This window comes from Escherichia albertii (assembly GCF_028622335.1).
In the GTDB taxonomy this organism is placed as follows: Bacteria; Pseudomonadota; Gammaproteobacteria; order Enterobacterales; family Enterobacteriaceae; genus Escherichia; species Escherichia albertii.
On sequence record NZ_CP117568.1, the window covers coordinates 3,710,600 to 3,723,487 of the forward strand.

13 protein-coding genes are annotated in these 12,888 nt (G+C 52.9%); 11 read left to right on the forward strand and 2 right to left on the reverse strand.

The genetic code is table 11. The features are described from left to right. Window positions 1-79: 79 nt before the first annotated feature. The 8 genes from holD to PS053_RS18025 all read left to right on the forward strand — a co-directional run bounded on the left by holD (window position 80) and on the right by PS053_RS18025 (window position 6,540). Window positions 80-493: a DNA polymerase III subunit psi gene (holD, locus tag PS053_RS17990; protein ID WP_044714832.1), complete on the forward strand. Its 414-nt coding sequence runs from the start codon at window positions 80-82 to the stop codon at window positions 491-493. Continuing rightward, window positions 462-908: a ribosomal protein S18-alanine N-acetyltransferase gene (rimI, locus tag PS053_RS17995; protein WP_001092450.1), complete on the forward strand. Its 447-nt coding sequence runs from the start codon at window positions 462-464 to the stop codon at window positions 906-908. Before holD ends, rimI begins: the two co-directional genes overlap by 32 nt. A gap of 14 nt (window positions 909-922) precedes the next feature. Next, the gene (yjjG, locus tag PS053_RS18000; RefSeq protein ID WP_059259115.1) at window positions 923-1,600 is read left to right on the forward strand and encodes a pyrimidine 5'-nucleotidase; all 678 of its coding nucleotides are present in this window, start codon (window positions 923-925) and stop codon (window positions 1,598-1,600) included. A 90-nt stretch (window positions 1,601-1,690) separates the two neighbouring features. After that, complete coding sequence (gene prfC, locus PS053_RS18005) at window positions 1,691-3,280, forward strand: peptide chain release factor 3 (RefSeq protein WP_000175957.1); 1,590 nt, start codon at window positions 1,691-1,693, stop codon at window positions 3,278-3,280. 391 nt (window positions 3,281-3,671) lie between these two features. Then, window positions 3,672-4,277 (forward strand): molecular chaperone OsmY, encoded by a 606-nt coding sequence (gene osmY, locus PS053_RS18010; RefSeq protein ID WP_044710474.1) that lies wholly within the window; start codon window positions 3,672-3,674, stop codon window positions 4,275-4,277. A gap of 126 nt (window positions 4,278-4,403) precedes the next feature. Continuing rightward, window positions 4,404-4,565, forward strand: a complete 162-nt coding sequence (locus tag PS053_RS18015; RefSeq protein ID WP_000490275.1) for a DUF1328 domain-containing protein — start codon at window positions 4,404-4,406, stop codon at window positions 4,563-4,565. Window positions 4,566-4,687: 122 nt separating this feature from the next. Next, window positions 4,688-5,761, forward strand: coding sequence for a patatin-like phospholipase family protein (locus tag PS053_RS18020; protein WP_000531524.1), 1,074 nt, complete (start codon window positions 4,688-4,690; stop codon window positions 5,759-5,761). Further along, window positions 5,758-6,540 (forward strand): metal-dependent hydrolase, encoded by a 783-nt coding sequence (locus PS053_RS18025; protein WP_059216562.1) that lies wholly within the window; start codon window positions 5,758-5,760, stop codon window positions 6,538-6,540. Before PS053_RS18020 ends, PS053_RS18025 begins: the two co-directional genes overlap by 4 nt. Window positions 6,541-6,687: 147 nt before the next feature. Here the strand turns inward: PS053_RS18025 and PS053_RS18030 are convergent, their stop codons facing one another. Together PS053_RS18030 and PS053_RS18035 are read right to left on the reverse strand one after the other, a co-directional pair. Beyond that, window positions 6,688-7,551 carry a YjjW family glycine radical enzyme activase gene (locus PS053_RS18030; RefSeq protein WP_059216561.1) on the reverse strand — a complete coding sequence of 288 codons (864 nt, stop codon included), beginning with the start codon at window positions 7,549-7,551 and terminating at the stop codon, window positions 6,688-6,690. Beyond that, window positions 7,523-9,073 carry a YjjI family glycine radical enzyme gene (locus tag PS053_RS18035; RefSeq protein ID WP_001143196.1) on the reverse strand — a complete coding sequence of 517 codons (1,551 nt, stop codon included), beginning with the start codon at window positions 9,071-9,073 and terminating at the stop codon, window positions 7,523-7,525. Before PS053_RS18035 ends, PS053_RS18030 begins: the two co-directional genes overlap by 29 nt. Before the next feature lie 257 nt (window positions 9,074-9,330). Here PS053_RS18035 and deoC point away from each other — a divergent pair, with 257 nt between their 5' ends. From deoC to deoB, 3 genes are all read left to right on the forward strand, one after another. Continuing rightward, the gene (deoC, locus tag PS053_RS18040; protein ID WP_002430325.1) at window positions 9,331-10,110 is read left to right on the forward strand and encodes a deoxyribose-phosphate aldolase; all 780 of its coding nucleotides are present in this window, start codon (window positions 9,331-9,333) and stop codon (window positions 10,108-10,110) included. Window positions 10,111-10,236: 126 nt separating this feature from the next. Then, window positions 10,237-11,559, forward strand: a complete 1,323-nt coding sequence (gene deoA, locus PS053_RS18045) for a thymidine phosphorylase (protein WP_000477805.1) — start codon at window positions 10,237-10,239, stop codon at window positions 11,557-11,559. Between the two features lie 51 nt (window positions 11,560-11,610). Then, complete coding sequence (gene deoB, locus PS053_RS18050) at window positions 11,611-12,834, forward strand: phosphopentomutase (RefSeq protein WP_000816471.1); 1,224 nt, start codon at window positions 11,611-11,613, stop codon at window positions 12,832-12,834. The last annotated feature ends 54 nt before the right edge of the window (window positions 12,835-12,888 follow it).

Genomic DNA, 12,888 nt, shown 5'->3' on the forward strand with positions numbered 1-12,888 from the left:
GCGGCGATTATAGCCATATGTTGGCGCGGTATCGACGAATTTGCTATATTTGCGCCCCTGACAACAGGAGCGATTCGCTATGACATCCCGACGAGACTGGCAGTTACAGCAGCTGGGCATTACCCAGTGGTCGCTGCGTCGCCCTGGCGCGTTGCAGGGGGAGATTGCCATTGCGATCCCGGCACACGTTCGTCTGGTGATGGTGGCAAACGATCTTCCCGCCCTGACCGATCCCCTGGTGAGCGACGTTCTGCGTGCATTAACCGTCAGCCCCGATCAAGTGCTGCAACTGACGCCTGAAAGGATCGCGATGCTGCCGCAAGGCAGTCGCTGCAACAGCTGGCGGTTGGGTACTGATGAACCGCTGTCACTGGAAGGCGCTCAGGTGGTATCACCGACGCTCACCGAATTACGGGCAAACCCAACGGCACGCGCCGCATTATGGCAACAAATTTGCACATATGAACACGATTTCTTCCCTCGAAACGACTGATTTACCTGCGGCTTTTCACATTGAACAACGCGCCCACGCCTTTCCGTGGAGCGAAAAAACCTTTGCCAGCAATCAGGGCGAGCGTTATCTCAATTTTCAGTTAACGCAAAACGGCAAAATGGCAGCGTTTGCGATTACGCAAGTGGTGCTGGATGAAGCTACCTTGTTCAATATCGCGGTCGATCCCGACTATCAGCGTCAGGGACTGGGAAGGGCGCTGCTGGAACATTTGATCGACGAACTGGAAAAACGCGGCGTGGCGACCCTATGGCTGGAAGTCCGCGCCTCAAATGCTGCTGCCATTGCTCTGTACGAAAGTTTAGGCTTTAACGAGGCGACGATTCGCCGCAATTACTACCCCACCACGGACGGTCGCGAAGACGCCATCATCATGGCGTTGCCAATCAGTATGTAAGACAAGGTGGAATAATGAAGTGGGACTGGGTTTTCTTTGACGCCGATGAAACGCTGTTTACCTTTGACTCGTTCACCGGCCTGCAGCGGATGTTTCTTGATTACAGCGTCACCTTTACCGCTGAAGATTTTCAGGACTATCAGGCCGTTAACAAGCCCCTGTGGGTGGATTATCAAAACGGTGCGATCACTTCATTACAGCTTCAGCACGGGCGTTTTGCAAGCTGGGCCGAACGGCTGAATGTCGAGCCGGGTAAACTCAATGAAGCCTTTATTAATGCAATGGCGGAAATTTGCACGCCGTTGCCGGGGGCGGTTTCCCTGCTTAACACCATTCGCGGCAATGCCAAAATCGGTATCATCACTAACGGCTTTAGCGCCCTGCAGCAAGTGCGTCTGGAACGCACGGGCTTGCGTGACTATTTCGATCTGCTGGTGGTTTCTGAAGAAGTTGGCGTTGCTAAACCGAATAAGAAAATATTCGATTATGCGCTGGAACTGGCGGGCAATCCTGAGCGTTCACGCGTGCTGATGGTTGGCGACACTGCCGAGTCTGATATCCTCGGTGGCATCAACGCCGGGCTTGCGACCTGCTGGCTGAATGCGCACAATCGCGAGCAACCAGAAGGCATCGCGCCCACCTGGACCGTTTCTTCGTTGCACGAACTGGAGCAGCTCCTGTGTAAACACTGATTGCCTCCCCCCCGTTGATGGGTAAAATAGCCGCAATTTTTCGTTTTCAACAAGCGCGGCGCGATGCCGCTTACTCAAGAAGAAAGAATTATGACGTTGTCTCCTTATTTGCAAGAGGTGGCGAAGCGCCGCACTTTTGCCATTATTTCTCACCCGGATGCCGGTAAAACCACCATCACCGAGAAGGTGCTGCTGTTCGGACAGGCCATTCAGACCGCCGGTACAGTAAAAGGCCGTGGTTCCAACCAGCACGCTAAGTCGGACTGGATGGAGATGGAAAAGCAGCGTGGGATCTCCATTACCACGTCTGTGATGCAGTTTCCGTATCACGACTGCCTGGTTAACCTGCTCGACACCCCAGGGCACGAAGACTTCTCGGAAGATACCTATCGTACCCTGACCGCGGTGGACTGCTGCCTGATGGTTATCGACGCTGCAAAAGGTGTTGAAGATCGTACCCGTAAACTGATGGAAGTAACCCGTCTGCGCGATACGCCGATCCTCACCTTTATGAACAAACTTGACCGTGATATCCGCGACCCGATGGAATTGCTCGATGAAGTTGAGAACGAGCTGAAAATCGGTTGCGCGCCGATCACCTGGCCGATTGGCTGCGGCAAGCTGTTTAAAGGCGTTTACCACCTTTATAAAGATGAAACCTATCTCTATCAGAGCGGTCAAGGTCACACCATTCAGGAGGTCCGCATTGTTAAAGGGCTGAACAACCCGGATCTCGATGCCGCTGTCGGTGAAGATCTGGCGCAACAATTGCGCGATGAACTGGAACTGGTGAAAGGCGCCTCTAACGAATTCGATAAAGATCTGTTCCTCGCAGGTGAAATCACCCCTGTATTCTTTGGTACTGCGCTGGGTAACTTCGGCGTCGATCATATGCTGGATGGCCTGGTGGAGTGGGCGCCTGCGCCGATGCCGCGTCAGACCGATACCCGTACCGTAGAAGCGAGCGAAGACAAATTTACCGGCTTCGTGTTTAAAATTCAGGCCAACATGGACCCGAAACACCGCGACCGCGTGGCATTTATGCGTGTGGTGTCCGGTAAATATGAAAAAGGCATGAAACTGCGTCAGGTGCGTACTGCGAAAGATGTGGTGATCTCCGATGCGCTGACCTTTATGGCGGGTGACCGTTCGCACGTTGAAGAAGCATATCCGGGCGACATTCTCGGTCTGCACAACCACGGCACCATTCAGATCGGCGATACCTTTACCCAGGGCGAGATGATGAAGTTCACCGGTATTCCGAACTTCGCACCGGAACTGTTCCGTCGTATCCGCCTGAAAGATCCGCTGAAGCAAAAACAGTTGCTCAAAGGGCTGGTACAGCTTTCCGAAGAGGGCGCGGTGCAGGTGTTCCGTCCTATCTCTAACAACGACCTGATTGTCGGTGCGGTTGGTGTGCTGCAGTTCGATGTGGTGGTGTCGCGTCTGAAGAGTGAATACAACGTCGAAGCGGTGTATGAATCGGTCAACGTCGCTACCGCTCGTTGGGTAGAATGCGCGGATGCGAAGAAATTCGAAGAGTTCAAGCGTAAGAACGAAAGCCAACTGGCGCTGGATGGCGGTGACAACCTCGCTTACATCGCTACCAGTATGGTCAACCTGCGCCTGGCGCAGGAACGTTATCCAGACGTTCAGTTCCACCAGACTCGCGAACATTAATTCTTGCCTTAAGGGCGCGGCAACCGCTGCGCCCTGTCAATTTCCCTTCCTTATTAGCCGCTTGCGGAATGTTCTTAAAACATTCGCTTTTACCTGTTTTTTAGACGATGTGCCGGGCGGTTTCAAAATTGTGATCTATATTTAACAAAGTGATGACATTTTGGTTGGTTTTAAACACTGTTCAATTTGTGGATATCAGTATTTAAAACCGTTAGTTGTCATCGCATTGATATAAATAACTGAATCAGAGACAGAAATGGTCGTTATTCATCGCTTGTCATTTTTGTGACGGCGACCATGGACTTCTGCACAGGGTGAAGCCTCTCCCTTTCAGCAATGCAACCTCGTGTTGCCTGGCTCAAATTACGAGCAAACATACAGGAATACATCGATGACTATGACAAGACTGAAGATTTCGAAAACTCTGCTGGCTGTAATGTTGACCTCTGCCATAGCGACTGGATCTGCTTTTGCAGATAACAATGTGCAGACTGGTGCTGAAACTGCAGGGCAAAAAGTCGATAGCTCTATGAGTAAAGTCGGTAATTTCATGGATGACAGCGCCATCACCGCGAAAGTGAAGGCAGCGCTGGTGGATCATGACAACATCAAGAGCACCGATATCTCTGTCAAAACCGATCAAAAAGTCGTGACATTAAGCGGATTTGTTGAAAGTCAGGCACAGGCCGAAGAGGCAGTGAAAGCGGCGAAAAGCGTTGAAGGCGTGACCTCTGTCAGCGACAAACTACACGTTCGTGACAGTAAAGAAAGCTCTGTAAAGGGTTACGCGGGTGATACCGCCATCACCAGTGAAATCAAAGCCAAACTTCTGGCGGACGACACTGTCCCTTCTCGCCACGTAAACGTTGAAACCACCGATGGCGTTGTTCAGCTCTCCGGTACCGTAGATTCTCAGGCACAAAGTGACCGTGCTGAAAGTATCGCCAAAGCGGTAGATGGTGTGAAAAGCGTTAAAAATGATCTGAAAACTAAGTAATTCGTCGTAATTCGTCCTCCCGAGCTTTGTCGGGAGGCACGATGTACACCACACTAAAAATATCGCATTGAGTGATTTGTATGCTCATATCCAGCGGTAACACTAACTATGGTAAAGGGGACGCTTATGTTTCGTTGGGGCATCATATTTCTGGTTATCGCGTTAATCGCCGCCGCACTTGGCTTTGGTGGGCTGGCAGGTACTGCGGCAGGTGCAGCAAAAATCGTTTTTGTCGTTGGAATTATTCTGTTCCTGGTGAGTTTGTTTATGGGCCGAAAACGCCCCTAGATTTCAGACTATTAAGAAAATTTTATACAAAGCCAGTCCAGTGGACTGGCTTTTACGGTTTTAGCGAATAATAAATTGCGTTACTTTGTCAGTCTTTCACAATGAAAAACAGGAAGGCAGAGGTGGGGCAGCGAATACCTGTAACGCTTGGTAATATTGCGCCGTTGTCGCTAAGGCCGTTCCAGCCCGGACGAATTGCGCTGGTATGCGAAGGCGGTGGGCAGCGCGGAATCTTCACGGCTGGCGTGCTGGACGAGTTTATGCGTGCACAGTTTAACCCTTTCGATCTTTATTTCGGCACGTCCGCCGGGGCGCAAAATCTGTCGGCGTATATCTGCAACCAGCCAGGTTACGCGCGCAAAGTCATTATGCGCTATACCACAAAACGCGAATTTTTCGATCCATTGCGTTTTGTTCGTGGCGGCAATCTTATCGATCTTGACTGGTTGGTGGAGTCGACTGCAAGCCAGATGCCGTTGCAGATGGACACCGCCGAACGGCTATTCGATAGCGGAAAATCTTTTTATATGTGCGCCTGTCGTCAGGATGATTACTCGCCGAATTACTTTTTACCGACCAGGCAAAACTGGCTGGATGTCATTCGCGCTTCCAGTGCGATTCCTGGATTTTACCGCACAGGGGTATCACTGGACGGCGTTAACTATCTTGATGGTGGGATCAGCGATGCTATTCCGGTCAAGGAAGCCGCAAAGCGAGGGGCGAAAACGCTGGTGGTGATCCGTACCGTGCCGTCGCAAATGTACTATACGCCGCAGTGGTTTAAACGTATGGAACGCTGGTTAGGTGACAGCAGCCTGCAGCCGTTGGTTAATTTGGTGCACCACCATGAAACCAGCTATCGCGCCATCCAGCAATTCATTGAAAAGCCGCCGGGCAAGCTGCGGATTTTGGAAATTTATCCGCCGAAACCGTTGCATAGCATTGCGCTCGGTAGCCGACTTCCCGCGCTGCGTGAAGACTATAAGCTTGGGCGTTTATGCGGTCGCTATTTCCTGGCGACGCTCGGTAAAATACTCACCGAAAAACCGCCGCTCGCCCGTCATCTGGCGCCTGTAGCGACAGCGGAATCGCTTGTCATTCCGCCAGCGCCCGTCGCCAACGATACGCTGGTTGCTGGAGTGAGCGACGCTCCGCAGGCGAATGACCCGACATTTAACAACGAGGATCTGGCTTGATTTGCCGTTTTATCGACACCCATTGCCATTTTGATTTTCCGCCGTTTTGCGGTGATGAAACTACGAGCCTGCAACGCGCGGCACAAGCGGGTGTCGGCAAGATCATTGTTCCGGCAACTGAGGCGGCAAATTTTGCCCGCGTGCAGGCGTTGGCGGAAAATTTTCAGCCGCTGTATGCCGCCTTAGGGTTGCATCCGGGGATGTTGGAAAAACACACCGAGGCGTCGCTGGATCAGTTACAGCAGGCGCTGGAAAGGCGTCCTGCGAAGGTGGTAGCTGTGGGGGAGATCGGTCTGGATCTCTTTGGCGATGATCCACAGTTTGAGAGGCAACAGTGGTTGCTCGACGAACAACTGAAACTGGCGAAACGCTACGATCTCCCGGTGATCCTTCATTCACGGCGCACGCATGACAAGCTGGCGATGCATCTTAAGCGCCACAATTTGCCGCGTGCGGGCGTTGTCCACGGATTTTCTGGCAGCCTGCAACAGGCCGAACGGTTTGTGCAACTGGGCTACAAAATTGGCGTAGGCGGTACTATCACCTATCTACGCGCCAGTAAAACACGCGATGTCATCGCAAAATTACCGCTGGCATCGTTGTTGCTGGAAACCGACGCGCCGGATATGCCACTCAACGGTTTTCAGGGGCAACCCAATCGACCGGAACAAGCAGCTCGGGTGTTTGCTGTGCTGGGCGAGCTACGCCCGGAACCGGCGGATGAGATTGCGGAAGTGTTGCTTAATAACACGTATACGGTGTTTAACGTTCGTGGGTAGTTTGTCTTTCGCAGGCCGGATAAGGCGTTCACGCCGCATCCGGCAGTCGGCGCACAATGCCTGATGCGAGGCTGACGCGTCTTATCATGCCTACAGGCCTGTGCCGAACCGTAGGCCGGATAAGGCGTTTACGCCGCATCCGGCATATCAAAGATACAGCGCCGGAAATATCAACCTGCTCACTCCGCGCTCCCGTAATGCATCAGCCAACCTCTCAACGTCTTCCGGCGTGGCGCTCGGCCAGCTTTGCGCTTCGCCATACACGCCGTGGGCATGAAACGCGTTCAGGCGTACTGGAACAGCGCCAAGTCTCTTGATAAACGCCGCCAGCTCATCGATGTGTTGCAAATAATCCACCTGTCCTGGGATCACCAGTAAACGCAGTTCCGTCAGCTTACCGCGCTCTGCAAGCAGACTGATGCTGCGCTTAATCTGCTGATTATCGCGTCCGGTTAATTGTTGATGGCACTCGCTCCCCCACGCTTTTAGGTCGAGCATTGCGCCGTCGCACACCGGAAGCAGTTTTTCCCAGCCGGTTTCGCTCAACATGCCGTTGCTGTCCACCAGACAGGTGAGGTGACGCAGTTGCGGATCATTTTTGATAGCAGTAAACAGCGCCACCACAAACGGGAGTTGAGTTGTGGCTTCACCGCCGCTCACCGTTATCCCTTCAATAAACAGCACCGCTTTGCGGATATGGCTAAGCACCTCATCCACACTCATGGATTGCGCCATCGGTGTGGCATGTTGAGGACACATCTTCAGGCAGGTATCACACTGCTCGCAGAGCGCCGCGTTCCACGCCACTTTGCCGCCGACAATCTGCAACGCTTGATGTGGGCACTGTGGCACGCACTCACCGCAATCATTACAGCGCCCCATTGTCCACGGATTGTGACAGTTTTTGCAGCGCAGATTGCAGCCCTGCAAAAACAGAGCCAGACGACTACCTGGCCCGTCAACACAGGTGAAGGGGATAATCTTACTGACTAAAGCGCATCTGCTGTTCATGGCTTATCACGCGTGGCTGGCGTTCCAGAATACGAGTGTTGCGTGCGGCTTCTTCCCCCAGCCAGGTGGTGTTGGTACGTGAGCCTTCGGCACGATATTTTTCCAGATCCGACAAACGCACCATATAACCAGTAACGCGAACCAGATCGTTACCGCTGACATTGGCGGTAAATTCACGCATGCCGGCTTTAAAGGCGCCGAGGCAAAGCTGTACCAGCGCCTGCGGATTACGTTTGATGGTTTCGTCGAGCGTCAGGATGTCACTGATGCCGGAATAATAATAAGCATGATGCGGGGCGACGGTTTGCAGATGGGTGATGGGATCTGGCTCATCGCCATACGGCAAGCGCGCGCCCGGCGTGGTGCCGATATCAGAACTGATCCCCGACTGTGCGTGTAACATTGCACGTTTTTGCCAGCCATATTTCACTGGCGTGTTGGCGACAAACTCCGCCAGTTGCGCGCTGATGCGATAACCCACTTCATTTGCGGCGGCTTCTTTACCGTAGCGTGCGGCAATCCCTTCTTTCTCGCACAGCAGGTTGACCGCTTCTGCCAGCCCATACATGCCAAACATTGGCACAAAACGTTCAGGGCTAATCAGCCCTTCTTTCACCAGGAAGCTATTCTCAAAGAAGTGTGATTGTTGATAGAGGAATTCACACCGCGCATCGATGATGGCGATCTGCTGCTGGCAGTAGTGCGGTAGAGCGCGCGTAAAGAAGTCATCCAGCGATTCACTGCGTTCGGCAATGGCTTTCAGGTTAAGGCGCACCAGCGTGCTGCCACCACCCGCCAGCGGCAGTGAGTTGTAACAGCTCACGATCCCGTAGCCGCCTTTTGTGAAAATTTTATCATGTACCGGACCGTTGGCGATGTGCGGCTTGCTACATTCACAGATGTTTTTTGCTACTTCCAGTAGCAGATCATCAGGAGTGATTTCAGGATCGTAGATAAAGGTCAGGTTTGGTGAAACCTGCTTAAGTTCAGCATCTGCACGTAATATTGCGCGAGTGATGGGCGAATCAGCCGGGCCGATATTGGCGTGCATGAAGGCGTCTGGCAAGGTTCTGTCGAGATAACGCCAGAAACGTTTTATTCGAATATCGATCTCGTCTTGTGTTAGAATTCTAACATATGGTTGCAACAACGCATCCAGTTGCCCCAGGTAGACCGGCATCGATGTGACCGACGGTACGTGGTGGTAAAGAATGGTCAGCAGAGAGAGTGCATCATCAAGATCTTTCGCGCCTTCCAGCTCCAGCCATTCAGAACCGTTCGCCAGAAAACGGGCGTAATCGGGTAAGACATAGCGCGGTTTGTACGGCGCATGGCCTTCAAACATATCGCAGATTACGCCTTCATCCAGCGCTCGACGGGCTTCGGCAGGTAGCTCCGGGTAAGGCAGATTGTTTTCTGCTTCCAGCGCCAGGAAATGGCGTTTCTGTTCCGGGCTAAGCACCGGACTGGTGACAATTTGCTGGCAACGTTGTTGCAGTGCAATTTCATGAGAAGTGGGCATCTTCTTTTCCTTTTATGCCGAAGGTGATGCGCCATTGTAAGAAGTTTCGTCGTGTTCACTTTGATCCTGATGCGTTTGTCACCAATGACGCATTCGTTTGAAAGTGAATTATTTGAACCAGATCGCATTACAGTAGTGCAAATTTGTAAGTAGATTTCCTTAATTGTGATGTATATCGAAGTGTGTTGCGGAGTCGATGTTAGAATACTAACAAACTCGCAAGGTGAATTTTATTGGCGACAAGCCAGGAGAATGAAATGACTGATCTGAAAGCAAGCAGCCTGCGTGCACTGAAATTGATGGACCTGACTACCCTGAATGACGACGACACCGATGAGAAAGTGATCGCTCTGTGTCATCAGGCTAAAACTCCGGTCGGCAATACCGCCGCTATCTGTATCTATCCTCGCTTTATCCCGATTGCTCGCAAAACCCTGAAAGAGCAGGGCACCCCGGAAATCCGTATTGCTACGGTAACTAACTTCCCACACGGTAACGACGACATCGAAATTGCACTGGCGGAAACCCGTGCGGCAATCGCCTACGGTGCTGATGAAGTTGACGTGGTGTTCCCGTACCGTGCGCTGATGGCGGGTAACGAGCAGGTTGGTTTTGATCTGGTGAAAGCCTGTAAAGAGGCTTGCGCAGCAGCGAACGTACTGCTGAAAGTGATCATCGAAACCGGCGAACTGAAAGACGAAGCGTTGATCCGCAAAGCGTCTGAAATCTCCATCAAAGCCGGTGCTGACTTCATCAAAACCTCTACCGGTAAAGTGGCGGTGAACGCGACCCCAGAAAGCGCGCGCATCATGATGGAAGTCATCAAGGATATGGGCGTAGAAAAAACCGTTGGTTTCAAACCGGCGGGCGGCGTGCGTACTGCGGAAGATGCGCAGAAATATCTCGCTATCGCAGATGAACTGTTCGGCGCTGACTGGGCAGATGCGCGTCACTATCGCTTTGGCGCTTCCAGCCTGCTGGCAAGCCTGCTGAAAGCACTGGGCCACGGCGACGGTAAGAGCGCCAGCAGCTACTAAGTAAGATGCTTTGCGCCTGATGCGCTGCGCTTATCAGGCCTACGGGGAGATACGTCTCGTAGGCCGGATAAGGCGTAGACGCATCCGGCAAAAGCCGCCTCATACTCTTTTCCTCGGGAGGTTACCTTGTTTCTCGCACAAGAAATTATTCGTAAAAAACGTGATGGTCATGCGTTGAGCGATGAAGAAATTCGTTTTTTTATCAACGGCATTCGCGACAACACTATCTCCGAAGGGCAAATTGCCGCCCTCGCGATGACCATTTTCTTCCACGATATGACGATGCCGGAGCGTGTCTCGCTGACCATGGCGATGCGAGATTCAGGAACCGTTCTCGACTGGAAAAGCCTACATCTGAATGGCCCGATTGTTGATAAACACTCGACCGGCGGCGTCGGCGATGTGACTTCGCTGATGTTGGGGCCAATGGTCGCTGCCTGCGGCGGCTATATTCCGATGATCTCCGGTCGCGGCCTCGGTCATACTGGCGGCACGCTCGACAAACTGGAATCCATCCCTGGCTTCGATATCTTCCCGGATGACAACCGTTTCCGCGAAATTATTAAAGATGTCGGTGTGGCGATTATCGGCCAGACCAGCTCACTGGCTCCGGCGGACAAACGTTTCTACGCGACCCGCGATATTACCGCAACCGTGGACTCTATCCCGTTGATTACCGCCTCTATTCTGGCGAAGAAACTGGCGGAAGGTCTGGATGCGCTGGTGATGGACGTGAAAGTGGGTAGCGGCGCGTTTATGCCGACCTACGAACTCTCTGAAGCCCTTGCCGAAGCGATTGTTGGTGTGGCTAACGGCGCTGGTGTGCGCACCACCGCGTTGCTCACTGATATGAATCAGGTGCTGGCCTCCAGTGCCGGTAACGCGGTTGAAGTGCGTGAAGCGGTGCAGTTCCTGACCGGTGAGTATCGTAACCCGCGTCTGTTTGATGTCACGATGGCGCTGTGCGTGGAGATGCTTATCTCCGGCAAACTGGCGAAAGATGACGCCGAAGCGCGCGCGAAATTGCAGGCGGTGCTGGATAACGGTAAAGCGGCAGAAGTCTTTGGTCGTATGGTGGCAGCACAAAAAGGCCCGACCGACTTCGTTGAGAACTACGCGAAGTATCTGCCGACAGCGATGCTGACGAAAGCAGTCTATGCTGATACCGAAGGTTTTGTCAGTGAAATGGATACCCGCGCGCTGGGAATGGCTGTGGTTGCAATGGGCGGCGGTCGCCGTCAGGCATCTGACTCCATCGATTATAGCGTCGGCTTCACTGATATGGCGCGTCTGGGCGACCAGGTAGACGGCCAGCGTCCGCTGGCGGTTATCCACGCGAAAGACGAAACCACCTGGCAGGAAGCGGCAAAAGCGGTGAAAGCGGCAATTAAACTTGCCGATAAAGCACCGGAAAGCACACCAACTGTCTATCGCCGTATCAGCGAATAACGGTATACTGATCTGATCATTTAAATTTGAAGCACTGAGTACGGAGAACATATGAAACGTGCATTTATTATGGTGCTGGACTCATTCGGCATCGGCGCTACAGAAGATGCAGAACGCTTTGGTGACGTCGGGGCCGACACCCTGGGTCATATCGCAGAAGCTTGCGCCAAAGGCGAAGCTGATAACGGTCGTAAAGGCCCGCTCAATCTGCCAAATCTGACCCGTCTGGGGCTGGCGAAAGCACACGAAGGTTCTACCGGTTTCATTCCGGCGGGAATGGACGGCAACGCTGAAGTTATCGGCGCGTACGCATGGGCGCACGAAATGTCATCCGGTAAAGACACCCCGTCTGGTCACTGGGAAATCGCCGGTGTCCCGGTTCTGTTTGAGTGGGGATATTTCTCCGATCACGAAAACAGCTTCCCGCAAGAGCTGCTGGATAAACTGGTTGAACGCGCTAATCTGCCGGGTTACCTCGGTAACTGCCACTCTTCCGGTACGGTCATTCTGGATCAACTGGGCGAAGAGCACATGAAAACCGGCAAGCCGATTTTCTATACCTCCGCTGACTCCGTGTTCCAGATTGCTTGCCACGAAGAAACCTTTGGTCTGGATAAACTCTACGAACTGTGCGAAATCGCCCGTGAAGAGCTGACCAACGGCGGCTACAACATCGGTCGCGTTATCGCCCGTCCGTTTATCGGCGACAAAGCCGGTAACTTCCAGCGCACCGGTAACCGTCACGACCTGGCAGTTGAACCGCCAGCACCGACCGTGCTGCAGAAACTGGTTGATGAAAAACACGGTCAGGTGGTTTCTGTCGGTAAAATTGCGGACATCTACGCTAACTGCGGCATCACCAAGAAAGTGAAAGCGACTGGCCTGGACGCGCTGTTTGACGCCACCATCAAAGAGATGAAGGAAGCGGGTGACAACACCATCGTCTTCACCAACTTCGTTGACTTCGACTCTTCCTGGGGCCACCGTCGCGACGTTGCGGGTTATGCCGCAGGTCTGGAACTGTTCGACCGCCGTTTGCCGGAGCTGATGTCTCTGCTGCGTGATGACGACATCCTGATCCTCACCGCTGACCACGGTTGTGATCCGACCTGGACCGGTACTGACCATACGCGTGAACACATTCCGGTACTGGTGTATGGCCCGAAAGTGAAACCTGGTTCGCTGGGTCACCGTGAAACCTTTGCGGATATCGGCCAGACGCTGGCAAAATATTTTGGTACTTCTGATATGGAATATGGCAAAGCCATGTTCTGATGGATTTGGGCGGAGCGTTGACTCCGCCTTTGTTATGTCACAAAAAGGATAAAA